The organism is Nostoc sp. DedQUE04 (assembly GCF_034530995.1).
Taxonomy (GTDB): domain Bacteria; phylum Cyanobacteriota; class Cyanobacteriia; order Cyanobacteriales; family Nostocaceae; genus Nostoc.
Window position 1 is genome coordinate 1 of the sequence record NZ_JAVRCA010000080.1, and the last position, 24,431, is coordinate 24,431.

The 24,431-nt window shown below is 40.8% G+C and carries 25 protein-coding genes and 1 pseudogene; 13 read left to right on the forward strand and 13 right to left on the reverse strand.

Annotated elements, in window-relative coordinates; genetic code table 11:
* Window positions 1–138: 138 nt before the first annotated feature.
* On the forward strand, window positions 139–762 hold the full coding sequence (locus RM049_RS34240; RefSeq protein ID WP_322707366.1) for a 4Fe-4S single cluster domain-containing protein: 624 nt from the start codon (window positions 139–141) through the stop codon (window positions 760–762).
* Between the two features lie 48 nt (window positions 763–810).
* On the opposite strand, the gene RM049_RS34245 is transcribed toward RM049_RS34240, so the two are convergent.
* Window positions 811–990, reverse strand: a complete 180-nt coding sequence (locus RM049_RS34245; protein ID WP_322707367.1) for a hypothetical protein — start codon at window positions 988–990, stop codon at window positions 811–813.
* 128 nt (window positions 991–1,118) lie between these two features.
* Here RM049_RS34245 and RM049_RS34250 point away from each other — a divergent pair, with 128 nt between their 5' ends.
* The 4 genes from RM049_RS34250 (at window position 1,119) to RM049_RS34265 (ending at window position 7,115) form a co-directional block, all read left to right on the forward strand.
* Complete coding sequence (locus RM049_RS34250) at window positions 1,119–2,135, forward strand: iron ABC transporter permease (protein ID WP_322707368.1); 1,017 nt, start codon at window positions 1,119–1,121, stop codon at window positions 2,133–2,135.
* Window positions 2,136–2,427: 292 nt separating this feature from the next.
* Window positions 2,428–3,825 (forward strand): ATP-binding protein, encoded by a 1,398-nt coding sequence (locus RM049_RS34255; protein ID WP_322707369.1) that lies wholly within the window; start codon window positions 2,428–2,430, stop codon window positions 3,823–3,825.
* A gap of 979 nt (window positions 3,826–4,804) precedes the next feature.
* On the forward strand, window positions 4,805–6,868 hold the full coding sequence (locus tag RM049_RS34260; RefSeq protein ID WP_322707370.1) for a vWA domain-containing protein: 2,064 nt from the start codon (window positions 4,805–4,807) through the stop codon (window positions 6,866–6,868).
* Window positions 6,869–6,881: 13 nt separating this feature from the next.
* Entirely contained in the window at window positions 6,882–7,115 is a 234-nt protein-coding gene (locus RM049_RS34265; protein ID WP_322682713.1) for a hypothetical protein, read from the forward strand.
* 38 nt (window positions 7,116–7,153) lie between these two features.
* Here the strand turns inward: RM049_RS34265 and RM049_RS34270 are convergent, their stop codons facing one another.
* Genes RM049_RS34270 through RM049_RS34285 form a run of 5 tightly spaced genes read right to left on the reverse strand, consistent with a single transcriptional unit; the run spans window position 7,154 to window position 10,679 of the window.
* On the reverse strand, window positions 7,154–7,969 hold the full coding sequence (locus tag RM049_RS34270) for an ABC transporter ATP-binding protein (RefSeq protein ID WP_322707371.1): 816 nt from the start codon (window positions 7,967–7,969) through the stop codon (window positions 7,154–7,156).
* A gap of 14 nt (window positions 7,970–7,983) precedes the next feature.
* Window positions 7,984–8,178, reverse strand: coding sequence for a hypothetical protein (locus RM049_RS34275; protein ID WP_322707372.1), 195 nt, complete (start codon window positions 8,176–8,178; stop codon window positions 7,984–7,986).
* Between the two features lie 2 nt (window positions 8,179–8,180).
* Window positions 8,181–8,291, reverse strand: a complete 111-nt coding sequence (locus tag RM049_RS39480; RefSeq protein WP_322673086.1) for an iron chelate uptake ABC transporter family permease subunit — start codon at window positions 8,289–8,291, stop codon at window positions 8,181–8,183.
* A gap of 37 nt (window positions 8,292–8,328) precedes the next feature.
* The gene (locus RM049_RS34280; RefSeq protein ID WP_322707374.1) at window positions 8,329–8,538 is read right to left on the reverse strand and encodes a hypothetical protein; all 210 of its coding nucleotides are present in this window, start codon (window positions 8,536–8,538) and stop codon (window positions 8,329–8,331) included.
* A gap of 14 nt (window positions 8,539–8,552) precedes the next feature.
* Window positions 8,553–10,679, reverse strand: a complete 2,127-nt coding sequence (locus RM049_RS34285) for an acylase (protein ID WP_322707375.1) — start codon at window positions 10,677–10,679, stop codon at window positions 8,553–8,555.
* Window positions 10,680–11,257: 578 nt separating this feature from the next.
* Between RM049_RS34285 and RM049_RS34290 the strand changes: the two genes are divergently transcribed.
* Window positions 11,258–11,401: a hypothetical protein gene (locus RM049_RS34290; RefSeq protein ID WP_322673083.1), complete on the forward strand. Its 144-nt coding sequence runs from the start codon at window positions 11,258–11,260 to the stop codon at window positions 11,399–11,401.
* A gap of 50 nt (window positions 11,402–11,451) precedes the next feature.
* On the opposite strand, the pseudogene RM049_RS39485 reads toward RM049_RS34290, so the two are convergent.
* Window positions 11,452–11,529, reverse strand: a pseudogene (locus RM049_RS39485) (hypothetical protein); the annotation flags it as partial.
* Between the two features lie 203 nt (window positions 11,530–11,732).
* On the opposite strand from RM049_RS39485, the gene RM049_RS34295 reads away from it, so the two are divergent.
* Complete coding sequence (locus RM049_RS34295; protein WP_322673082.1) at window positions 11,733–12,134, forward strand: fasciclin domain-containing protein; 402 nt, start codon at window positions 11,733–11,735, stop codon at window positions 12,132–12,134.
* Between the two features lie 192 nt (window positions 12,135–12,326).
* On the opposite strand, the gene sfsA is transcribed toward RM049_RS34295, so the two are convergent.
* Window positions 12,327–13,052, reverse strand: coding sequence for a DNA/RNA nuclease SfsA (gene sfsA / locus RM049_RS34300; RefSeq protein ID WP_322707376.1), 726 nt, complete (start codon window positions 13,050–13,052; stop codon window positions 12,327–12,329).
* A gap of 239 nt (window positions 13,053–13,291) precedes the next feature.
* On the opposite strand from sfsA, the gene RM049_RS34305 reads away from it, so the two are divergent.
* Window positions 13,292–13,960, forward strand: coding sequence for a 2OG-Fe dioxygenase family protein (locus RM049_RS34305; RefSeq protein WP_322673080.1), 669 nt, complete (start codon window positions 13,292–13,294; stop codon window positions 13,958–13,960).
* Between the two features lie 2 nt (window positions 13,961–13,962).
* On the opposite strand, the gene RM049_RS34310 is transcribed toward RM049_RS34305, so the two are convergent.
* A complete protein-coding gene (locus tag RM049_RS34310) occupies window positions 13,963–15,111 on the reverse strand; it encodes a DUF711 family protein (RefSeq protein ID WP_322707377.1) in 1,149 nt (382 codons plus the stop codon).
* Window positions 15,112–15,333: 222 nt separating this feature from the next.
* Between RM049_RS34310 and RM049_RS34315 the strand changes: the two genes are divergently transcribed.
* Window positions 15,334–16,602: a tetratricopeptide repeat protein gene (locus RM049_RS34315; protein ID WP_322707378.1), complete on the forward strand. Its 1,269-nt coding sequence runs from the start codon at window positions 15,334–15,336 to the stop codon at window positions 16,600–16,602.
* 124 nt (window positions 16,603–16,726) lie between these two features.
* Here the strand turns inward: RM049_RS34315 and RM049_RS34320 are convergent, their stop codons facing one another.
* Window positions 16,727–17,560, reverse strand: a complete 834-nt coding sequence (locus RM049_RS34320) for a DUF4114 domain-containing protein (RefSeq protein ID WP_322707379.1) — start codon at window positions 17,558–17,560, stop codon at window positions 16,727–16,729.
* A 724-nt stretch (window positions 17,561–18,284) separates the two neighbouring features.
* Here RM049_RS34320 and argS point away from each other — a divergent pair.
* The 3 genes from argS to RM049_RS34335 all read left to right on the forward strand — a co-directional run bounded on the left by argS (window position 18,285) and on the right by RM049_RS34335 (window position 21,255).
* Window positions 18,285–20,048, forward strand: coding sequence for an arginine--tRNA ligase (gene argS, locus RM049_RS34325; RefSeq protein WP_322707380.1), 1,764 nt, complete (start codon window positions 18,285–18,287; stop codon window positions 20,046–20,048).
* Between the two features lie 125 nt (window positions 20,049–20,173).
* Complete coding sequence (locus RM049_RS34330) at window positions 20,174–20,737, forward strand: Uma2 family endonuclease (RefSeq protein WP_322707381.1); 564 nt, start codon at window positions 20,174–20,176, stop codon at window positions 20,735–20,737.
* A gap of 8 nt (window positions 20,738–20,745) precedes the next feature.
* Window positions 20,746–21,255, forward strand: a complete 510-nt coding sequence (locus tag RM049_RS34335) for a cobalamin biosynthesis protein (protein WP_322682704.1) — start codon at window positions 20,746–20,748, stop codon at window positions 21,253–21,255.
* Window positions 21,256–21,259: 4 nt separating this feature from the next.
* Here RM049_RS34335 and RM049_RS34340 read toward each other — a convergent pair whose 3' ends face one another.
* Together RM049_RS34340 and RM049_RS34345 are read right to left on the reverse strand one after the other, a co-directional pair.
* Window positions 21,260–21,613 carry a phage holin family protein gene (locus tag RM049_RS34340; protein WP_094347683.1) on the reverse strand — a complete coding sequence of 118 codons (354 nt, stop codon included), beginning with the start codon at window positions 21,611–21,613 and terminating at the stop codon, window positions 21,260–21,262.
* A gap of 435 nt (window positions 21,614–22,048) precedes the next feature.
* Complete coding sequence (locus RM049_RS34345) at window positions 22,049–23,044, reverse strand: peptidoglycan-binding protein (protein WP_416212682.1); 996 nt, start codon at window positions 23,042–23,044, stop codon at window positions 22,049–22,051.
* Between RM049_RS34345 and RM049_RS34350 the strand changes: the two genes are divergently transcribed.
* On the forward strand, window positions 22,942–23,187 hold the full coding sequence (locus tag RM049_RS34350) for a hypothetical protein (RefSeq protein WP_322707383.1): 246 nt from the start codon (window positions 22,942–22,944) through the stop codon (window positions 23,185–23,187). The two genes, RM049_RS34345 and RM049_RS34350, sit on opposite strands and share 103 nt — an antisense overlap.
* On the opposite strand, the gene RM049_RS34355 is transcribed toward RM049_RS34350, so the two are convergent.
* On the reverse strand, window positions 23,151–24,425 hold the full coding sequence (locus RM049_RS34355; protein ID WP_322699789.1) for a pitrilysin family protein: 1,275 nt from the start codon (window positions 24,423–24,425) through the stop codon (window positions 23,151–23,153). The genes RM049_RS34350 and RM049_RS34355 overlap by 37 nt on opposite strands.
* Window positions 24,426–24,431: the final 6 nt, after the last annotated feature.

Sequence of the window (24,431 nt, forward strand, 5' to 3'; positions counted from 1 at the left end):
CATCTTGAAGAAGATGAGGAAAAACTACGGGTTTCAACGTAGACGAGGTTTAAATCTCCAGTTATATAACTATTGTCACAGTTATCTAACTGGAGATTCGCTATATTTAACAGTTAACGGCTAAAAGGAGTTAAAGAGATGGAAATTAAGCCAACTGACCCATCGCTAGCACTCATAGAAATTCCCCCAGGCTATCTCAATATTATGGGTTACGTCGATCAGTCAGAAGTTAATGGCCCTGGTTGTCGTGCAGTCGTCTGGGTACAAGGTTGTCTGCGTGAGTGTCCTGGCTGCTTTAATATTAACTCCTGGTCTTTTGAGGCTAACCAATTGATTGCTGTTGATGCCATTGCCGAGAATATTCTCAGCAATCCTCGCAACACGGGTGTAACATTCTCTGGTGGAGAACCCTTTTGGCAAGCAACGGCACTGGCATCTTTAGCCCGGAAGGTAAAAGCTGCTGGTTTAAATGTAATGTCTTTTTCCGGGTTCACTCTTAAGCAGCTACAGTCCCAATCTGCGCCGCCAGGTTCCCAAGCATTGTTAGAACAACTCGATATCCTGATTGACGGGCCTTTTGTACAATCTCTGGCAATTAATTCTCCCAATTCTCCAGTTTCTTCTAGCAATCAACGGGTTCGGGTGTTAAACCCCGCTTTCCAAGACCAGATTACTTGGGCTAGCGACCAGATCGAAATCCACATCCTCAAGGATGGTGGACGCATTGTCACTGGCTATCAAGGTGGACTGGAACTAACTTAGGGGAGCGGGAGGCAGGGGGCAGCAGGGATAAGAAAGTAGGGTTAAAACTTACAAATTGAGCTTCTGAAGGTCAACATTGAGCTTCTGAAGGTCAACTTTCACCTTCTGAGGGTCAACATTGAGCTTCTGAAGGTCAACTTTTACCTTCTGAGGGTCAACATTGGGCTTCTGAAGGTCAACTTCCACCTTCTGAAGGTCAACATTGAACTTCTGAAGGTCAACTTTCACCTTCTGAGGGTCAATATTGAGCTTCTGAGGGTCAAATTTTTAGATTCCTGCTCTCTCATCGAGAAGCTATCTTTAAATGCAGCTTTGTTTGGGACAGATTATATTTAAAAAAAATACATATCATAAATTTGACTAGACCATTTCAGAAAATTTTTACTGAACACCGCGTATTTTGGGCTGTTTTACTTTTTGGTACAGCACTGGTGGTAACGCTAGCACTGTCGCTTTCTCAAGGAGCAGTACCTTTAAATATGTCGGAATTTTGGCAAGCTATACTCCACAAAGGCGATCCGGTTAAACAGACAATTCTCTGGGATTTACGTCTTCCGCGCATTACTGCTGCGATTATTGTCGGCGCAGCTTTGGGAATGTCAGGGGCACTGCTGCAAGGAATGTTACGTAATAGTCTCGCCGATCCATTTATTTTGGGCATTTCAGCGGGTGCGGGACTACTTGTAATTCTGATGATTGTGTGCCATATATTCCCGATCGCAATTCCTTTTGCAGCATGGATAGGAGCAATTTTAACTGCCGCGATCGTTATTTTACTCGGTCGTTCGGGGTCGGGAATTTCTGTTGAGCGGTTGATTTTAGGCGGAGTAGCGGTCAGTTCTTTATTTGGTGCTGTACAAAGTACATTGCTGCTTTTAGCTGAAGATGGGCAAATTCAAGTTGCGCTCAGTTTCCTGGTTGGTAGTCTTAATGGACGGGGTTGGCAAGAAATTGCTACAACTGGCCCTTATATCATCGTTGCATTGATTGGGGGATGCTTGCTGGCGCGATCGCTAAACATCCTGGCTTTGGGAGATGATTTAGCTGTGAGTTTAGGGCTTTCGTTGACGCGATCGCGCTTGTTAATTGGTGGTGTCGCCACTCTATTAGCCGCAGGTGCAGTCAGCATCAGTGGCTTAGTTGGATTTGTCGGTCTTGTTATCCCTCACGGTGTCCGCCTGATTGTTGGTACAGATCATCGCTTTGTTTTACCACTTTCCGCCCTTGCAGGTGCATGGTTACTCACTTTTGCAGATTTACTCTCTAGACTAGGAGCAGTAGAACTACCAGTAGGTTCCGTCACTGCCTTGCTGGGTTCACCCGTGTTTATCTGGTTACTTTATCGTCGTTCTGCTGGGTTTAATAAATTTTGAGCGATCGAACCACTATCCATCCCCACCTTATAAACGGATCGGGTTTTTTGCGCATTCTGATAAACTGATACAAATACAAAGCCTTCTTCAACTATTTAAGCCAAAATTCTCCATAGAGAAACCCACCTATATAACCCTACTTTCTTATCCCTGCTGCCCCCTGCTCCTCTGCCCCCTGCCCCCTGCCCCCTGCCCCCTGCTCCCTGCTCCCCTGCTCCCTGCCCCCTGCTCCTCTGCCCCCTGCCCCCTGCCCCCTGCCCCCTGCCCCCTGCCCCCTCAAGGAGGTTAATCGATGTTATGTGTTGAGGAATTAATCAACTTAGACCCATTTCAACAACTTCCCAAAGAGCGATTGCAGTGGGTTTGCGATCGCGCTCAAACAGTTGAACTTTCCCCCGGAGATGTGTTGTCCTATGAGGGAGACCCTGTATGTCGCTTATTTATCTTAGTCAAAGGTAAAATCAACATCACCCGCCGCAGTGAAGGAGTGGAAATTCCCATCGGGCAACACGAAGCCCCATCCTTTTTTGGTGAAATTCCAGTACTCACAGATGAACCTGCACCTGTGACAATGCGGGCATTTTCAAATTGCCACATCTATGAAATGAAGGGAGAAGACTTCCGCAAACTGCTGCATGAATGTCGTGATTTTGAGCGGATGGTCTTCCGAATTATGCAACGTCGTGTCCGGGGGCTAGAGTCTTTCATTCGTGGGCGGGAAAAGATGGCAGCTTTAGGGACACTTGCTGCCGGTCTTGCTCATGAACTCAACAACCCAGCCGCAGCCTTGGTTCGGACTTTAAAAGAAATGCCAGCCGCCATCCTAGAGTTACAACGAATGAACTTAGTTTATGGGCAACGCAATGTTGACGAAGCCCATACTCAACACTGGTTGAGAGTACGCGATCTAGGCTATGATGCGATTTTGAACAATCGCCTAGATCCGGTGACACTAAGCGATCGCGAAGATATATTGCTGGAATGGTTAGAAGACTATGGTGTAAACCAAGCCTGGAAATTGGCAGAGCCTTTAGCAGAAGGTGGTGTTGAAGTTGAAACCCTAGAGCAACTCATGGAACGTTGGCGCAACGACGACACAGAATTGCGAGAAATGGGATTGCACTGGCTAGCGCTTTCTTTTGAAGTCATGTCAATGATTAAACATGGTTTGCGAGGATCTGAGAGGATTTCCGAACTTGTGCAAGCGATGAAGTCTTATTCTTACCTCGATCGAGGTATTCAGCAAGAAGTAGATATACATCAAGGCTTGGAAGATACCTTGCGATTGTTTGCTCATAAACTCAAGTGCGGTGTCCAAGTGCAACGCAATTACGATCGAAGTCTTCCAAAAATCCTTGCCTTTGGCAGCGAACTAAATCAAGTGTGGACGAACTTAATTGACAACGCCATTGATGCAATGGATGGTAAAGGATTGCTAGAAATTACAACACATCATTGCGATCGCTATGCCCATATTGACATCATCGATTCTGGCAGTGGAATTCCACCTGAAATTAAAACCCGTATTTTTGAACCTTTCTTCACCACCAAATCAGTAGGACATGGTTCAGGACTTGGTTTAGAAACCGTTCGCCGAATTGTAGAAAATCGCCATCACGGTATGCTTTCATTTGAGTCGCACTCAGGTAGAACTTGTTTTACCATTTGCCTACCCTTATCAAAGCAATAAATCAATCAGAAATGGGATTAGAGATGAAAAAAATAGGAACCAATGGTTCCCAAAATCTAGCAGCAAGTGAATATTTTTGTCAGACTTCTAGTTTTTTATTGTCTCCTACACTAGAATTCGTTTTATAGTGATAAATTAATACAGTTCAGGATGAGCAACAAAACCTTCATGTAGAGACGCGATTTATCGCGTCTCAAAAAACTAATTATCTACACCAATAACCCTTAAGCCAAGCGTATTGAGCTATAAATAAAATATTGGGGTAAAAAAATTATTTATCTGATAATTCTGATCTTGTGGGCTGTTGATCGGAGTTAATAAATTCAGTCTTAGGTGGTTTTCCTATAGTATTAGGAGGTTGTTTTTTTGTTTTGGGTTGTGAATTATTATTCTCGCTCATGTTCATTTATCTCCTTAATAGCTTTAATTATTTGGCTGTTTTAAAATTTCTTGCTTGGAGTTGAGCAAGCAAAAAATTCAGTGAACGCAGTCAGTTTGTGTTCTGATGATTATGACTTCAAGCGATGCGATCGCAATTCCGTAATTCTGTTGAAAATTTTGCTCATTTCTATATTCTCAAAAAGGTAGATAGTGGAAAAACTCCTTACTATCTACCTCTTTAACCTTAGTTTTCTATTCAAACTATTTTTGCATTCATCAAACTTCACGCCAACTTTGTCACAAATGAGTATAAGCCGTAGTCACATAGGTTAGGACATAATAACAAGCGTGAATGCTAGGAATAATAATAGTTCTACCTCCTGCCTCCTGCCTCCTGCCTCCTGCCTCCTGCTATATCTGAAGTTAAGCGACTATACCAACAAACACTGTGATATTCCCTAATGCTAGATGGGAATGGTTAGTGTTGTATAAATTACAGTTACCAAAACTGAAACGCTTATCAAATCCCAAGCTGCTCAGGACTATTCTGGGTAAATAGTCAAATGTGACAGAAAAAATTTAGTGTGAGGATTTAGCCGTGTCTTACCCGATTCCATCCAAAATGTGGCAGCGAGTCAGTATTGTAATATTGTTTTTATTGATACCCTCAATAGGAATTGCCGTTTTACGCCAGTCTGCTACGGTTGCAGTTCCAGCCAATCAAAATCCTGCCAGTTCTACTCCAAAAACTTCCATTCTCCCCAATCACCCTGACTACCAAGCACTCCAGACATTGGTAAAACAGTATAGTTGTATCGTTCCCGTCCAAAATTTTGGCACTCTTCCTGTAACCCGAACTGAATTTGCTACAGTCTTGAATGCCTGTGTGAATCGGAGCAATGAGCTAATAGCGACCGATCCCAAGATAATTACCCCAGCAGATATGAAAATTCTGCAACGCTTGCAGTCAGAATTTGCACCGGAGTTAGCAACCCTAAAAAGTCCAATAGAGGAATTGGAAGCTCCTAGTCCCATCACTTTGAATCAGCCTACCAGAGAACGTATTCAAACTGAGTCTAACCAAAAGACTCAACCCTTACCCACAGCCCTACCCCTTAGTATTCCGTCTGGCTCATCTGTGCAGGATCGAGTTGCTAACCGTGCGAATATGCCTAAACTCCAAACTCGTGACAGTATTGGAAGGGTTGCCCCGGAACCTCAAATAGGTAGCAGATTCAATACAGAAAACTATAACCGGATTGAAGATAATCCCTTTCATCGCGTTGGTAACGATCCCCTTTCCACCTTTTCCATTGATGTAGATACAGCATCTTACAGCAACGTGCGACGATTTATTACTCAAGGGGAATTACCACCCAAGGATGCAGTGCGAATTGAGGAATTAATCAATTATTTTACCTACAATTATCCCCAACCAAAAGGCGATCGCCCTTTTTCCGTCACCACTGAAGTTGCTGCTGCTCCCTGGAATCCTCAACATAAGCTGGTACAGGTGGGTTTGCAAGGTAAACGCCTAGAAAGCAAAACCTTACCACCGAGTAACTTAGTATTTCTGATTGATGTCTCCGGTTCTATGGATGACCCGAATAAATTACCCTTAGTGCAACAGTCGCTCAAATTGTTGGTGAATCAACTGCGTCCTGAAGATCGGGTAAGTTTAGTAGTCTATGCGGGGAATGCTGGATTGGTGTTACCGGCTACTGCTGGTAGTCAAAAATCAACAATTCTGGCGGCGATTGACCGCTTAAAGGCTGGAGGCTCCACTGCTGGCGGTCAGGGTATTGAATTAGCTTACAAGATAGCCAAAGAAAGCTTCCTCAAGTCTGGTAATAACAGAGTCATTTTAGCTACCGATGGAGATTTTAACGTCGGGGTTTCCAGCGATGGCGACCTGACACGATTAATTGAACAAAAGCGAGAGCAGGGAATTTTCCTGACGGTGTTGGGATTTGGCACCGGCAATTATAAGGATGGAAAAATGGAGCAACTGGCTGATAAGGGTAACGGCAACTACGCTTATATTGATACCCTATTGGAAGCCAAAAAGGTTTTAGTTAACGATCTTAGGGGAACTCTATTTACTATTGCCAAGGATGTAAAAATTCAGGTGGAATTTAATCCGGCGAAAGTTCAAGCATATCGCTTGATTGGTTACGAAAATCGCCTGTTGCAAAACCAGGATTTCAATGACGACAAGAAAGATGCAGGGGATATTGGGGCTGGTCATTGTGTGACAGCGCTTTATGAAATAATTCCCACTGGCACGAAAAGCGATGTGAAACTGCCAGAGATAGATCCTTTGCGGTATCAGCGTTCTGGTGAAACTGTCTCGGATGCTGCTGGTAATGAGTTGATGCAGGTGAAACTGCGCTACAAGTCGCCCCAGGACAGCACCAGTCAACTAATTACCCAAACCATCCAAGATGATGATTTGAGAACTGACCCCTCCACAAACCTGAAATTTGCTGCTGCGGTAGCGACCTTTGGGATGGTGCTGCGTGACTCTGAGTATAAGGGAGATGCTAATTATGATTTGGTGATGAAATTGGCAACCCAAGGGAAGGGGGAAGACCAGGAGGGTTATCGGGGTGAGTTTATTCGCCTAGTGGAGCAATCTAGAGGGTTGATTACAAGAAAATGATTTTAGACCATAAATGAGACGGGGAGTAGGGAGTGGCGTAGTTCAATTACTTGAAAACCGTTATCATCTCTGGAGATATCACAATCTACATCAAAGGCGATCGCTCTCCACTGTATTAGATATCTGCAATAAATACAGCAATTTAATTTCAGAAGAGAGCATTGCATATCTGCGAGATGTTTTGCGATCGCTGCTAATTACAAAACTTATTCCCTACTCTGCAAGACAAGAAAGAAGAAATGCTTAACTAAACTGTATTCTGCTGTGTAAGGTTTTAATTTGTTTCTATGTTCTCCCCTTTCTTCCCACTGGTATACACATCGGTGTACCGGAAACCGGGTCTGGGATAACCCGACATTCCAATCCAAACACTTCCCTTACCATCTTCTCAGTAATCACCAAATTAGGTTCGCCAACAGCAAAAATTTGACCTTCTTTCACCGCTACTAAATAATCAGCATAACGACAGGCGTGATTCAAATCGTGTAACACCATGACAATCGTTCGTTGCTGATTTTGGTTCAAATCATACAATAAATCTAAAACTTCTATTTGGTGCGCCAAATCTAAAAAAGTAGTTGGTTCATCTAACAATAAAATATCTGTATCTTGAGCTAATGCCATTGCAATCCAAGCACGTTGTCGCTGTCCACCAGAAAGAGTATCTAACTCGCGTTCTGCCAAATATTTAATTCCAGTAATTTCTAACGCTAGTTCTACTAATTTTCCATCTTCTTTTGTCCACTGCTGCAACCAATTTTGATAAGGAAACCTTCCACAAGCTACCAAATCTCGAACGGTTAATCCTTCTGGTGGAACGGGTCCTTGGGTAAGAATTCCTAATTTTTTAGCAACATCTTTTGTTGATAGCTTAAATAAATCTGTTGCATCTAAATAAATTGTACCAACGCGAGGTTTTAATAATCTTGCTAAACCTCGTAATAAAGTGGATTTTCCAGAACCATTTGCCCCAACTAAAGCAGTTATTTTTCCTGGTGGTATATTTAAATCTAAATCCTTAATAATAGTTATATTATCATAACCCAAAGTCAAATTCTTTGCTGACAGTTGGTAATGTAAATTATCGCTCGATAATGACATTGACATAATTAAACTTAAGAGAATCTTTGATAATTTTGTAAGTATGTAATATCATATCTACTTGATGACTTAATTAAACCCAAAGAACCCCACCCCACTAAATCAGCGCTTTGCTTTCCCTTACCGCAGGTAGATAGGGGATTAAAAGGAGCCAGCGCGGTCATGGCATGAGCAACTGGCGCGTAGGGTGCAAGTACTATGAGAATCATAACTAATTACCTTGCCAATATAGAACAATACTAATTATTACAGCAAAAACTGCACCTGCATTCACCCCCAAAATACCAGGATCGGCCAATGGATTACGAGTCACACCCTGCATAATTGCACCAAAGTAGACATTGCTGCACCCACCAATATTACCAAAAGCGATCGCGTGCGTTTGTATTTAGCATTAACATAATCAGAATTCGCCATTTGATGCGATCGCTAATCTCAGTCTGAAGAATTTGTAGTTCATCATTATTCAGTTGTTTGTTTTCTGACAACGCTGGTAAAGAAATACTAACAAGCGTTATCAAAAGAACAATCTTCAAACTGTACAGGCAGGCTTTTGATGCATAACTCATGGTTAGCGCAGTTCTCAAAAAGTTTTGCGTTCCTCCAAATGTACTAGTACTTCTTTCCGAGTTCGCCAAACAGAACGCAATTGTTTGCGAGTAAACAGTGGTAGTTGGTCAGTAATGTGGGGCGAACCGGGTTGAGTAGCATTACCGTAGCTGATGAGAGCCATTGCTTTTACTGGTTGTGAAAACTCAATGGTTGCAACATAACTATCACCAGCGACAGCTTGAAAGCGTTCATCGTTAGCTGGAGCAAAATTGAGGACGCGGAATATTCCTAGATCCCCATCGCCACCATTGGCAGGTAAATCTAAGTTTCCGCTACGCACTCGGAAAACTTCACCCCAACCAACATCTAGCTTTCCATAAGCTTTTTCGACTTTTGTTGCTGCTATTTGTAGCGCTTTCGTTGCACTTTCTGGGTTTTTTAAACCATCGGGTGTGGTGCGCGGTGAGTTCTCACTCCAAGGAATACTGAAGGTTTGGTTTTTATCCATTTCTTGCCACCAAAAAGAAAACAATACCGCGCCTCGACTATCAGCATCAGCATTGCGATTCCAAGCAGCTAAAATATCAGCAGCACGACGGGCTAATTCATCGCCATATTTTTGAGTTGCGGGAATTAAATCATCGAGGATGCGTTCTGCAAGTTCCATTTTGGTGGAATGTTTATACTTAATCATTTCCGCAAAAGAAATTTTTGGATCTTCAGCCAGTATTTTTGCAGAACTTTGTGCCCGGAAAGACATCTCTCCTCGTGGAGCCATATAAGCAGGGTAATCATCTGCTTTGATGACAGCGGGGAAAGTCGTTGTCCAAGGTGCATCATTAGCATTTTGCAACCAACCGCTAGGCGGGTCAATTACACGCGGTAAATCTTTGTATGGGTGCATTTTTGTCCACAAAGTTTTCGATGTGTCGCCAGGAATTAAACCTTCCCAGTATCGAAAGTCTCCCTGTTGACGAATCGGCACCAGACCGTTGAATAAGTGCATGATATGTCCGGCTCGGTCTGCATACATGACGGTAAACATCGGTAGTTGCAAGCGTTTCAATACCTTTTGAAATTGGGTTAAGTTTTGGGAACGCGCCATATCCCACCACTGTTCCAACACACCGGGACGGTCTGTACCGACAACCCGCAGTGCCACAGCAAACCCATCTTTTTCTTGAACGACTGCACCGTGGGCGGAACTTTTGATTAATAATGGTTGTTCGACTAACGAGCCATTTTTTTGCTTAACTTTTAACAAAAACTTTGATGTTGTAAAAGGACGGACTTTGCCATCAAAAAGATAACCATCATCAGCTAATTTCAACTTATATACATCCCAACCATCATGAGTATTGACGGTATGAGTCCAACCCAAATAATCGTTAAAAGCGATCGCTAAAACTGGAATTCCCACCAGCGCTGCTCCAGAAGCATTCATTCCTGGGGCAGTAATTTGGGCTTCGTACCAGACAAATAAATCCGACCAGAACAAGTGGGGATTTGCCAGCAACATCGCCTTGCCACTGGCAGAATGTTTAGGTGCGATCGCCCAACCGTTAGAACCAGCTTCCGATTGAGTATGAGTAATACCTGCTACCTGTTCTTGGTTGACGACAAAAGTAAAATTCAGCACTCTTTGCAAATGCGCCAACACATCTTCTGGTTTTACAGGTAATACTATTTTTACTTGCTCGTCAATTAAATCAGGATGGGCTTTGGCATAAGTATTTATCCCACTGGCAAAGGCATTTATATAACTACGGAAAGCTGGACTTTGCGCCTGATACCAAGAATTAGCACGATCGGATACTCCCATCGTCAGTACCCATTTATCAGATTCTAAATACTCTTCTCCCCAGTATTCGGCTGCTTTTCCCCTAGCTTGACCATAGAGGCGCAACAGCAAGTTAGCGTGACTCTGCATTTGTGCCCAACCAAATGCAGAGAAAGCGCTTGGAGCATCTTTACCATATATATGCGGTATGCCGTAAGTATCCCATAATATCTCTGTAGTTTTGGGTGCAGTCGCAAAACTGTTATTTGCCAAAACTACAACTAAAATGGCACTGAGGATAAAAGCTAAAAATCTAGAAAATTTTCTTTTCAGTATTGACCGATCGAATTGCCACAAATAAATTCCAATATTCAACATGATGATTCGATTAAATTAATTTGACTAGAAAAATTTAGTGACTTTCGCCTATATTTCGTAACAAACAGACATTAAATCCATACTCACTAGCAACATACATAAAGAACATGAACGTATCACAGTGGCATCTCAGCGCCTTTGTTTATGCCACCATAAGTTGATAAAAATTCCATACTACTAGCGTGGAAATAATGCTTTTGAAGTAGCATTAATCCCACAGATGCCGAATAGACGAGCGATTGTATATTATCGATAATGCTTAACACTAGTTCTAGAAATTCTCAAAAGCTATCTGCGACTGATTTGCATCTAATTCTAGTGCTATTAGGAGACATTATCATAAAGCCTACACCTGAGCAAGCATTTATCAAAACTTCTGAATTTTATAAATCTGACTAAATATATAAATCTTGTTAAGCTATTGGCATAGCAAAAACTAAGTTGTTTAACTTTGTTTAAACCGTGTCATCTATCTTTTGATATATTTTTGGAATGTTTTGGTGAGAAAAAGACAATAATAGTTTTTAATTAAAATTACTTGCTATCTTAGCTAAGTTGCTTTAAAGTTCTAAGAATAATTGCAAATTAATAGCAATAGTAGCGATCGGTGTAAAACACAAGCAGCGACTCTAAATTATCGAGAATTAGATCGATATATTAGAGCGATCGCCGTTTTAGTGGAAGATGACCAAATCCCTCATAACTACTGCACAGTAGTTTGAGGGATTTACCATCTGTTCTTTTCCAAAAGGTAAAAAAAGGACTGTTCTTTCTAGCTAATTGCTTTCTTTTTCTTCAGCCATATTCCTAATAAACCAGCAGTGACAACTATTCCTCCAATAGTTGATGGCTCTGAATCTTAATGGCATTCAGCAGTGCCCATAACTTATCCACCTGGACGATATACGTATAATTCTTTACTTGTAGAAAAATATATGTAAATTTTTATAATATCAATAACAAAAATGATTTGACATACGTCTAATGATAGATAGATTTTATTAAGTAAATAGTTTAGATTTGTAACAAGTTACACAGAACTAGATAAAACACATGGCCAACATAATTGACACTGCCACTAACAATGGTTCTTTCAACACACTAGTTGCAGCAATCCAAGCAGCGGGTTTGGTAGATACACTTCAAGGTGATGGGCCATTTACCGTTTTTGCACCCACCGATGAAGCATTTAATAAGCTTCCAGCAGGTACAGTAGACGCATTACTTCAAGATATTCCAAAGCTCAAGAAAATCTTGACGTATCATGTTGTTTCAGGCAAGGTACTAGCTGCTGATGTAGTTAAGCTAAAAACAGCTAAAACAGTTGAAGGTTCAGATGTAAAAATTGACGCTTCTAATGGCGTTAAGATCAATGATGCAACAGTTGCAACAGCAGATGTTGCTGCTGATAACGGTGTCATCCACGTCATTGACACAGTTTTGATTCCTGCATAACCCAACGTCAGAATAGCGAATGCTATTTTTGGGGTGACGACTACCTATAGTCATTTCTTCATGACAGTCTGGTTGAATATTTTTTAGTAAACATCAACTACCAACAAATCCATCTAGATGCTGTCTAGATGGATTTATTGCTTTATGCGTGTAGAAACTTTGCAATTGCTAGTCTCTCTTAATTAAATGTAATCAAATTTTTAGTTTTGCTAAACCCAAATAACGAATACCTTCGGGGGAAATTTCAAAACGACAAGGTAAAACTTCTAAACCGAGAGCGATCGCATCCCGCAATAATTTACCATATATAGGATCTGTGCGATCGCCAGGGGAGAACTCGATACAATCACCGCGATTGATAAAGTAAAGCATCACCGCACGAGTCAAAGGTAACAGTGCCATCAGTTCTCGCAAGTGTTTTTGTCCTCTTGTAGTCTCCGTGTCAGGAAATAAAGCTAATCTCCCCTCAGACAAAGTTGTATTTTTCACTTCTAAATAAATCGGGCGTTCCTCATCACTTCCCGTCAAGAAAAAATCCACTCGACTTTTTTTATCTAGCCCATAAACCACCTCGCCCTTGATTTGGCTGTAGTCGCCCAATTCTGGAAAAAGATGTTTCGCCAAAGCTAGCTTTACCACCCGATTGGGCAAAAAAGTATTTATGCCTACCCAAGTCGGCTGATTGTCATGTACCTGAATTAGTTCTAGAGTGTAAGCCAATTTGCGGTTAAGATTATCGCTTTGGGAAAGCTGTACTGCACTTAAAGGTGTCGATACTCCAATCATTGGCCCTGTGTTGGGACAGTGTGCTGTCACTATTTCGCCAGAAGTCAGTTGAACGTCAGCAAAAAACCGCTTGTAACGCTTGAGTAAAATACCGGGATACAAAGGTGGGTATTTGTAAAGCCAATCTATCATTATGGAACCTTGTTGCTGTTTGTAAATATACGTCGATTCTTTACCCACCAAACCCATATCTGCAAATCTTTTCAGCAGCTACTCCGCCCTGCGACAGCATTTGAGTAACTTTACATATCATGGATTGTCAATTTTTGTAGTCAAATTGACAACATAGTAATAAAAAGTAGCATATACTAAGTATTACAAGCCTCCCATAAAAATCTGGGAGAATTTCAACGTGCAAGGAGGTAAATCCTATGCAAAAAGTGTGGACAGCAACGGAATTAGAATATGCTTTTCTGTTTACTCTCAGAAAGGTAAATTCTATCAATCCAGAAGGTTTTAAGGCATTTTTTAGTAATATGCCTATTGACCCTTATATCAAAGGCACTTATCGTTCCAGAAGATTATCTCGGTTTACAGTTTATGGAAATCAATTAATCAAATTACCTCATGGCTACCTCTTTCAAAGTAAAGAGTATAATCCATTAGTAGGTGACATAAAAAGAGAGTTTGCAGAATTAGAAGATGCACTTATAGAACTTGATATTTTTAAGAATCTTGTCTTAGCATTCAGTGATTCTTGTAAACTTCATCCTGAAGCTGAAATTGGAGTTCATCAAATTAGAACTATTTGTTCGGCGGATAATTTGGGTAATCCAGCACCTGAAGGTATCCATCAAGATGGTACTGATTTTATCGGTATATTTTCAGTAGATAGAGATAATATTCAAGGTGGAGAAACACATCTATATACTGACAAAAAACAAAAGCCCGTGTTTAGCAAAGTTCTAAATCCGGGAGAACTATTATTAGTCAACGATCGTGATTTTTTCCACTTTACCACTCCGATCAAACCACAGATTGATGCTCAAGGAAGTAGAGATGTTTTTGTGCTAACTTCTCCCAGCTTGCTTTCAGAATAATTTTAGTCAACCGTAAATATTTTACAATCTACGAGATATGGGGAATTGAATGTAGTCATTTCCCCAGCTTTTTTATTTGGAATTGGAAATAATCGTGCTGATAGTGGTTTATCTAATTTGATAGCTAAAGTTGCCATATCAATTAATAAAGCTGTAATTTTTTCTATTGTGATATCACCAGGAATCGGAACTGTATCCAGTCCACAGCCACAAACTGCTGAATATAATAATAAATTTGTAATATTATATGTTTGCTCATTAGCTCTGGTAGCTAGTCCAACATCTTCACAAACTGGAAGCATCAGTCCAGAATAACCACAGGTTTTTACTGATACATTTTTCAAGACGCGAGTCAACATCCCAGAAATTGCGAGAGTTCCTGAATGCCCAAACTTGCTATTCATCAATTTTTCATAAGCAAAAGCAATACTATTTTCTTTATCTAAAGATGGAGCTAGAGATGTATCAATTCCTCTATATATAACGGCAAATTTATCAGAGATTTTTTCAGCAATAACTGCAATTTTCTTTAATTCTAATTCTAAAAGTAATTGCAGGTTTTGCTCTGCTGTAGAAATATTGTTAGCTTGTGAAAATGCTTGCGTTACCAAATCGCCTAACTCTAAACCTATAGCAAAAGATGTATTGCCTGTATGGTATGACGTAGGAAAAAATGGGATATCTGGCTGGCAGTTTGCCCATGCACAAAAATGAAAATTACCATAGCCATTTTCACTTTCTTGGGAAATACGTTTAATAACTTTGGCAGATTCCTTAACATTCTCAAAAATTATACCGTTTTCCCTGTCCCCTATTTTACTAGAGCAATAAATAATTGATGTATTTTTATTGATATCTGGAATTATATCTATAGTTTCAGATTTGCTGGCATAACCAATATTGAAAAAGCTGAGATTTAAACTTTGACAAAGTTGTTCGAGAGCTTGAATTTCATTAATAATTTCGATTTTAGACAAGCCTTGCAGATATTCTTCCCAGCTATTAGTAGCAATTCTAGTTGTTTGAACTTCATATCCTTGTTTTTCAAACAAAATCTGCACCTGCTGATTAAACTCAGCAGCTTGCTTAATTTTTTCCTGATATTGGAGAGATTGAATTGATATACCTGTTGTAATAGTTCTAATTTTCATTAGTATAAATAATTAGTGATGTTTTAATTAAACTTAACTCTAGAATTTGAACGCGTACAATATTCTATTAGATAAATTTCATTTATCACAACTTAGGGTAGTGTGTTGTTTTTACTTCACAAAAAATATGAAATATACTTAAAATATCAAGTCGAGTGCATAGATTAGGCTACGAAACAAGCCTGCTGGAATTCAATAAACTGAATAAACCAAACAAATGCCATGAATGACGAATTTTACAATCGGGGATTGGAAAAGGCTAGGCGAAAAGATTACGCGGGAGCAATTGAGGAATTTAACCATGCTTTACAACTGACACCTTACTTTAGCGAAGCTTATTTACAACGGGGTTTAGCACATTATGACTCAGGATCAATTTTGAAAGCTGTTTCAGATTATACCGAAGCCTTGAAGCTGAATCCTGAGAGTGTAGAAGCATATTATTGTCGGGGATTAGCTAGAGTCGCGCTGAAAAATTTACCAGGGGCGCTAGAAGATGTTGAACGCGCAATTCGTCTGAATCTCAATTATGCTGCTGCTTATAATCTGCGGGGAATGGTGCGGCGCAAACAAGGTTATATTCAAGATGCGATCGCTAACTTTAAAAAAGCTGCTGGGTTATATCTACAGCAACAGGATAAAGAGAATTGTCGTCTGTCTTTGGAACGAATTAAACAGCTACAACCTAAAGAATTACCTGTCCTTGAGGAATCGAGTTCCACTAATAAGCCAATTTTATCGACCAATGATTATTTCACACAATTATTAGAAAAAGCTGAAAAGGGAGATACTCAAGAAGCACTAGCCGATTTAAACTGGGTATTAAAAGCCGATCCCCAAGATGCCCAAGCTTACTGCTGTCGTGGGGTTGTGCGTTGTAAAATGGGGAATTATCGAGAAGCGATCGCAGATTTTAATCAAGCATTACGATTAAATTTTCAAGATGCCATTGTCTATCGCAACCGAGGTAAAGCACGTTCTGTCTTAGGAGATCATCAAGGTGCGATCGCGGATCTTAACCAAGCACTCCAGATGCAACCCGAAGATGTCTTAGTTTATATTGCCAGAGGTAATGTCTATCGAACAACGGGTAATTATCTCGCTGCAATTCAAGATTACACCCAAGCGCTGCAAATTAATTCTGATGATGCTCAAGCTTACTACAATCGCGGCATTGCCTATACTTGCTTAGAAGAAATACAAAACGCCGTGGAAGATTATCAACGGGCGGGGAGTATCTTTTGCGAACAAGAAGACTGGGAAAATTATCAACAAGTCTTAAATAGCCTCGAAAAAATCCAGAAATTTAGTCCAGAGTCAAAAAAGCAAAAATATCACCTGCTACGTCAGCGACTTTTACGAATGGTTGGAGGATATTGGGAAATTGCCGAACGATTGATTCAGCAAAACAAAGATTACCATCCTGGCATGTCAGACGAGTGGTATTTGCAAAAAGTGATTGATGATTTAGAACGCGATCGCAATAGATAAAATATAAATGCCACTACAAACGTAAAATCACCCGTACATTATTTATACGGGTGAAAATGCGATAGATCGCTTGTTATTTTCCAATTAAACTAAATGCACTTTATATTTAGCACCGTCTCAAAGTTTAGTTAGAAGTGCGACTTTGACGGCGGCGGCGCAATCCAAACATACTAACTGCTCCCACCGCAAACATTGATAGAGTAACAGATGGTTCAGGAACGGTAGCGCCAATTAACGCTTTAACATTTGCCTCACCAACATCAAGAACGACGACAACATCATTAAAATCGCGATCGGAACTTTCGTTCCACTTACCAGTTGCAGAATCTACCCCTGAAGCGTGTAAACCTCCGTATAAATCCTCGAATGCCAGGAGGATGTAGTTGTTGTAAGCATAAGCAACTGCGTGCTGTAGTCCGTCAGCGTTAGAGGCAGTGTCAGTACCAAAGATATTGGCAGAGTTGCCACGGTTCAAACCATCAGCTCTCAACCATAAATCTAGTTGAGTACCTGCGCTAACATTACCAACTTTGACCCCATCACCTAGTTTTAGTGCGTTACCGCCCCAGCCGCCAACACATCCAGTTCCTTCACAAGAAATATCATTAAAAAGTAGCCCAGACTTGTTAGTAGTTCCTGTAGCTTCAAAGGCTAACTGGTTTCTATAACCTGCGCCCTCATTAATAAAGTAAACAGAAACATCGTGGTCGTATTTTAGATTTAATTTACTGGGGTCTAATTTAAATTGTCCGCTGTTTGGAAGGGCAGCACTTTCTGCTTGGACAAATTGTTGAAAAGGAGCGTCGTTAAAACCAGTTTGAGACTTATTATATACAGTTGGTTGAGTCCATGAACTATTCCAATTAAAATCAGCAGCAGATGCAGTTTCTAGTTTGGAAACTAATCCGGTTAATGTAGCTGTAGCGGCAATCAAGGCAGTGAATAAATTAGGTTTCATTTTATGAGCCATTAAGTAGGAAAAACAATTTAGATAATGCTTTTTGAGCAACTATCTTTCTTCAGTTGTCTCTTACTTCTAACAGCTAGACTTCTGCAACGTCAATCTGTCTATTTACTTTTGCTAGTATATTTAAATAGCACTTTATCTAAAGTGCTTTCACTGAAAAAATAGAATTTTTATCTATTATGATACTGTTATCAACACTTAGTAGTTAAACTTATGTATGATTAAAACTTCATGAATAATATATACTTTTTATGAAAATCAGATATGCAATTTCTCTAGTGAAAAGCTAAAAGCTTTATCTATAGGAATTTTCATTTAAATGAGGTAGATAAGTAATGGTATACCGTCATCCGTATCAACTAAGCCAAGGCTTAGTTGATACGCTACTACACAAATAGAGATGATCTCCGTACTTACGTTGGAAAACGTAGTAATCTATCAAATCAATGAAACCTGGGTAAATAAGTTTAGTCTTTGTTTTCATCGCTAAAGTGTTTACTACGTACTACGCTTTAGTTGACTTGATTAACTAGTAGTCTGTCAAAATCGACTTCGGTATCGTCAGAATCTAAAAGTTATGCCGAGGATGGGAGACAATTTAAGGGGGTTCGACTTTAAAATGACAGTCTTTGCTTAGACTTGATGAATATCTTTAAGGTTAAAATAATCAAGCTTTTCCAGAGCTACATTCCCCTTTCACAGATAACATCTATATATGAACGCTACACAAGAAAAACTAAAAGCTCTCTTAGAGCAGGCTTTAATCGCGGCTTTTGGCGCTGACTTTGCTGGAGTAGATCCAATTTTGGTTACTGCTAGCAATCCTAAATTTGGCGATTATCAGGCTAATGTGGCTTTATCCCTGAGTAAAAAGTTAGGATTGCAACCAAGAGCGATCGCAGGTGCGATCGTTGGTAAATTAGATATATCCGAAATCTGCGAACCGCCAGAAATCGCTGGGCCAGGATTTATCAATCTGAAACTGAAAACAGCATACTTAGAAGCACAACTCAACGCGATTCAAGCCGATCCCAGACTGGGAGTTCCAGCTGCGAAAACGCCGAAACGGGAAATTGTGGATTTTTCCAGTCCCAATATTGCCAAAGAAATGCACGTCGGACACTTGCGTTCGACGATTATTGGTGATTCCATCGCCCGGATTTTAGAATTTCTTGGACATGATGTGCTGCGGTTAAATCATGTGGGTGATTGGGGTACGCAGTTTGGGATGTTAATCGCCTATCTGCGCGAAGTTTACCCAGACGCTCTTACCACCGCGAATGCTTTAGATATTGGTGATTTAGTCTCTTTTTATCGCAAAGCCAAACTGCGGTTTGATGCCGATGAAGCTTTTCAAGAAACAGCACGCCAAGAAGTTGTCAGATTACAAGCAGGTGCAGAAGATACACTCCATGCTTGGAAACTTTTGTGCGAACAATCACGGCGGGAGTTTCAAGTAATTTATGAGTTATTGGATATCAAGTTAACTGAACGAGGCGAATCTTTCTACAATCCCTTGCTACCAGGAGTTGTGGAAGATTTAGAAAAATCTGGGTTACTTGTAGAAAATCAAGGGGCAAAATGTGTTTTCTTGGAAGGGTTTACAAATAGAGAAGGTGAACCTTTGCCCTTAATTGTGCAGAAATCAGATGGTGGTTATAACTACGCCACAACAGATTTAGCATCTCTCCGTTACCGGATTCAGCAGGATCGAGCAAAGCGGATAATTTATGTAACAGATGCTGGACAAGGAAACCACTTTGCCCAATTTTTTCAGGTAGCACGCAAAGCCGGATGGATTCCTGATGATGTGGAATTAGTGCATGTTCCGTTTGGGTTGGTGTTAGGAGAAGATGGTAAAAGAATCCAAACTCGTTTTGGGGACAGTGTGCGTTTGCGGGATTTATTAGATGAAGCTGTTTCTCGTGCCCATGCTGACTTAAACACTAGATTACAAGAAGAAGAACGCCAAGAAAGTGAAGATTTCATTAATGAAGTTGCTAGAGTAGTTGGAATCAGCGCAGTTAAGTATGCAGACTTAAGCCAAAATCGCACCAGTAACTACATCTTTAGCTACGACAAAATGCTGGATTTTAAAGGTAACACTGCGCCCTATATGTTGTACGCTTATGCGCGGATTCAAGGGATTAGCCGCAAGGGTGATATTAACTTTAAAGAGTTGGAAAATAATGCTGTTTTGTTAGAGCATGAAACAGAATTAGCGCTGGCAAAATATTTACTTCAACTGGATGAAATTATTAGTAGTGTAGAGCAAGACTTGCTTCCCAATCGTTTATGTGAGTATTTGTACGAACTGAGTAAAAAGTTTAATCAGTTTTACGATCGCAATCAGGGAGTTCAGGTGTTAGAGGCACAGGAACCGCAGCGCACATCCCGTTTAGTTTTATGTGATTTGACTGCTAGAACTCTGAAGCTGGGATTATCTTTGTTGGGAATTCAGGTATTGGAGAGGATGTAATATTTTTTTTAACGCAAAGTTACGCTGAGGTAGCGCAAAGGTACGCAGAGTAAAAGTTAAGTTAAAGCTTCTTTGTGTACTTTGCGGTTTTTTAATTAGAATTGCTGGACTGGAGGCGATCGCAAATGGTACGGACACCATCAAAAAACATAACTTTGGCAGAGTTTCTTATGTTACCAGAAACAAAGCCCGCTAATGAATACATCGATGGCCAAATTATTCAAAAACCAATGGCACAGGGAGAAAATAGCACTATTCAAGGTGAATTGATTATTTTTATTAATGCTGTATTGAAACCCCAAAAAGTTGCACGAGCATATCTAGAACTGCGGTGTACTTTTGGTGGCAGATCAATTGTCCCGGATGTAGCAGTATTTACCTGGGAGAGAATACCTCGCAAAGAAAATGGCAGGGTAGCAAATTTATTTTCAGCCGCTCCTGATTGGACTATTGAGATTCTATCGCCTGACCAAAGACAAACGAAAGTTACAAAAAATATTTTACATTGCTTGAATTATGAAACACAAATGGGTTGGCTGATCGATCCAGAAGAACAAACGGTATTTGTGTACATCCGCAATCAACAGCCAGTCATGTTGGATGAACAAGAAGCTTTACTCCCTGTGCCAGATTTTGCAAGTGAGTTGAGGCTGACAGTAGGAGATTTATTTGGTTGGCTGTTGGAGTAAACCCAATCATGTCAAACCCTAACAGCCTGAGTAAGGAAATACAGCAAATACAACAGGTTTTATGGGTAGGAATCGGTTGTAAACGGGGAACATCATGGGAGTTGATCGATTGGGCAATTGAGCAAGTGTTTCGAGAAAATCAACTTTTTCCAAGTGCGATCGCAGGTATTGCTACCATTGATACTAAAGCCTCGGAAGTTGGCTTAGTCAAACTTTGTCGCCTCCGCAATTTGCCCCTAAAAACCTTTTCTGCGGAAATACTTCGCTCTGTCTGTGTCCCCAACCCTGCCACAATTATCGACGATCGAGTAGGTACACCTAGCGTAGCAGAGGCAGCTGCTATTCTTGCAGCTTCTCAACTCACATCTTCGACTGTTTTCCCCTTTACAAACATCGAGGAATTGCGAGTGAAGTTTTTAGTTCCTAAACAAATTTTCCAAATACAAGGACAACCAGGAGCGGTAACTCTTGCTGTTGCCCAAGCTTTAAATATTATTAGTATTACAAAAGTTCCTTAATTTTCTAGTCAACAACTCTCAAAAAATAGTTAATGATGCTAGAAACAATTGCTAGTACAATTGAACCTAACAAAGCAGGTAAAAAGCCCTGAATCTCAAAACCAGAACCAGGAGTTAGGACACTTGCCAGCCAAAGGGCTAAGGCATTAATCACTAATGTAAATAAACCAAAGGTGAGCAAGGTAATTGGAAACGTCAAAATCTGCAAAATTGGTCTAATAAATGCATTAACCAAACCAATTACAAAGGCAGCAATTAAGGCAGTCACAAAATTCTTGATAAAGAATCCCGGAACGATATTAGCTGTAATGAATAACGCCACCGCAGTACCGAGCCAAGTTAATAAAAAGTGTTGCATAAGTTTTTTTAGAGGAATTAGCAGTAAGTTTAATTAATTTCACTATTGCCAGTTGTGATTTGTAACACTATCGAGTGTTGTTGTGCTTGACTCCTAAAGTTGCCATCATCTTTTATCAGCCTAAAATCAATGTAATTTTTCAGTACTGGCAAGAGAGATATTTATAATCGGTATATCTTTATCGTATTGCAGGATGTACCGTAGTGAACTACCCACACCGACCTGAGTACAATTTAAGTGGGGAACTTACAGTGATTTAGTTAAATTCATCAAAAATGTTGTGAAGCGCAAAACCCCTACAGAGGTTTATTGAAGTTGAAAAACCTCTGTAAGTTGGGAATTTCCAAAAAAGAAATAGGTTCTCAGAACTTCAAAGCATTTTGTCAGCGTTTTTGCTTACACGCAAAGGAGATGCTGGCTATGCTCATACTATGCCTAACGCCGCAAAAGAACCTCCCAGGTAGAGCCACCAACTACGCCGTCAGGTTCTAAACCATAGCGTTTTTGTGCAGCTTTCACTGCTGCTTCGGTTGTCTCGCCAAAGTCGCCATCGGCATCACCTTTCAAGAAACCAAGCTTTTTCAGTTGTTGTTGCAGCTTAACAACTTCAGAACCACGTAATCCTATACGCAAAATTGGCAATCCTTCTGAGGTGTATTGAATACCAGGAGTTCGTTTTGTAGTTGTGTTTGACTGAGTTCTAGTAGTTGATGTAGTACGCTTTGGCGGTTTCTTTGTGCTAGAAGTTGTAGTTTTTCTGGGAGTAGCAGGTCTTGGCTCAGGGTTGTTCGTAACTGGGGTTACAGCTTTTTTTGGGGTAGTAGGTTTTGGTTCTGGTCTAGTGGGAACTTGTGTTACAGCTTGTCTGGGAGGGTTGGGGTTGGGATTTCCAACGTTGGTGAGGTTACTAGCCTGGGTTGGAACAGGAAAATTTGTCGCTGAGTTAAATCTTGGCTGGGATGAAGGGGCAGTTGATGCTGCTACAGGTTGATTAGGAAAAAGTCGTTGCCAAGTGCTGGCATCAACAATGCCATCTGGATTCAAGCCAGCTGCTTGTTTAAATCGGGAAACAGCAGTAGCTGTATTTTCACTATAAATACCATCTACTGCACCAGAATAAAAACCCAAAAGTTTCAGAGCTGCCTGAAGTTCAGCCACACGTTCACCTTGGCTACCAACTTTCAGGCTAGGGCGGTTGATGCTATTTCCAGGATTTACTTGGGCAATTTTTTGTGGGGCTGCTATTGATACTAGAGTCGTTGAGGTAATAAGCAGAGGCGTAGCGGAGAACAAGAGTATTTTAATAGCTGATAAAGATTTAGACCTCTTTGGCCACCAATCTTTTTGCCGTTTTTCCATTCTACAGCGATTTACAGTTGGGTCTAGTAATTTTAAGTAACTCAAAATACTTGCTGTCAGGCTGCTTTGCATGGAATTCACTCCCAGAATATTCTCATGCTAATGGTACAGCCGCTTGGTCGAAAAAACAGCTGCTAGATTTTACAATATCTCTGATGGGCAAAGCTGCGGTACATTCTCAGTTCGCGATCGCTCGATTAATTGCTTCTTCTTGACCAACTAAAGACAAGTAAGGCTCTTTTAAATACTTACAAGCTGAAGCGATCGCATCCTTGGCACTCACCGCCGCAACCAATTCTTGGAACTTGGTGTCAAAATCAATTCCTAAGCCCAAAATTTCATACCAGCCGTATATCTGAGCAATTTGCCCGTTGGTTTGTTTACCCAAGGCGTATTGCCCCAGAATCTTATTTTTAGCAGCTTGGAGTGCGCTTTCGGATACTTCAGTGGTACACAACAAATCTACTTCTGTACGCAATCCTTCTAGAGCAATGCTGGTATTTTCTGGTGCTGTACCCATGTAAACTACAAAGGAGGCTGGAAATAGCCTTGTGGAGTAAAAAGCAGATACTTCGTAAGCTAAACCGCGTTTTTCCCGCAATTCGACAAACAACCGACTAGAAAGCCCATTTCCTAAGTAGGTACACAGCAACTTCAGGGCGGCGTAGTCAACAGAACTCACCGATGTTCCCAAATACCCAAGCATCACGATTGATTGTTGTGTCTGTACTGGCTTTAACCTTACCTGCGGCTCTACCTTAATCTCAGGTAAATTCAGTATTGGTACTGCCTGAGCTGGCACTTGCCAATCAGCAAAAACTTCTTCCACTAATGCTACTGCATCTGTGGGTGTGACTCTACCAGCAATACTAATTACTACATTATCTGGACGAAAATAAGTCTGGTGATACTCCACTAAATCCGCACGAGTTAAGCGGCTCATGGTGGTTTCATCTCCCAGCACTGACATGGAGTAGGGATGATTTTGGTACATTACCTGCCGCATTTGTTCAAAGGCGACATTGAATGGTTGCTCTTTTTGAGAACGAATATCCTGGAGTGCTAAACGCCGTTCTAGTTCCACTTGAGTTTCAGGAAAAGTCGGCGATCGCAAAATCCGCCCTGCCAATGTCAAAATTTCCCCAAAATCAGATGTTACCGTCTTGAAAGATAGCAAAAAATAATCAGTGCCAGCATCCGCACTCAAACTCGCCCCTACAGACTCGACTTTTTCTGCAATTTCCAAGCTAGAAAGTCCATCACATCCTTTTGTCATCACTGCTGATAACAAATGTGCTAACCCTGCTTTTTCCCGATTTTCGTTACAACTACCGGCACGCACAAAGATTCGCGCTGCAATAATGTCCGCAGCCGGATTTTCTGCCACCAGCACGACAATCCCATTGTTCAATACAGTGCGATGGATGGGCGATTTTTGCAGCAAGGTTGTCATTTGTCC